Genomic DNA, 626 nt, shown 5'->3' with positions numbered 1-626 from the left:
ATCCCCCACAAAATTCCCCTCACCAAACACATCATCAAATAAACATTTGACATAGGCTTGGTTTTTATCATCGATACTGCAAAAGATCACTCCATCATCAGTGAGTAATTGTCTTGCAAGATGTAAGCGTGTATAGAGAGAGGAGAGTAGATTATCTCTAGTGATTGTATTATCGTAATTGGTTAGAGCACTTTTACCCATACTATCTTTACCATAGGGAGGATCGATATAAATCACTTTGATCTTGTTTCTATGAGTGATGAGTAGGTTTTGTAGGGCAGGGTAGTTATCTCCAATGATGAGTTTATGTTTGATCCCTCCTTGATCAAAGCTAAGTGCTGTGTTCTTTTTAAAGAATTTGATGGTGTTATCACTCTTTTCTAATCGGACATCAAAGTGGAATCCTGTTCTTGTATATCTTGTACCTAATCCTAAGATTTTGATGAGTTCATCAGTCTGCTTAGCTCTATCGATGAGTGAAATGAGAAACCTAGCATTCTCTGTCTCAATAATCCCTTTCTCTCTTAGGTCTTGTATCTTTTCTCTATACTCTTCTCTCATTGTTTCTATAACCATATCTACTCCTTACTATGGGAGTATTATAGCATAAGGAGGGAGGTTAGCAA

The 626-nt window shown here is 36.7% G+C and carries 1 protein-coding gene; it reads right to left on the bottom strand.

Annotated features, from left to right (window positions below; all coding sequences use genetic code 11):
• Window positions 1-576, bottom strand: a 576-nt coding sequence (locus BKH46_RS09335; RefSeq protein WP_143428966.1) for a DNA methyltransferase, incomplete at its 3' end; no start/stop codon positions are given.
• Window positions 577-626 lie beyond the last annotated feature (50 nt).

The sequence above is a fragment of the Helicobacter sp. 12S02634-8 genome (genome assembly GCF_002272865.1).
Lineage (GTDB): Bacteria > Campylobacterota > Campylobacteria > Campylobacterales > Helicobacteraceae > Helicobacter_J.
Note: the sequence above shows the minus strand (reverse complement) of the source record. Positions and strands in the feature narration are given on the sequence as shown.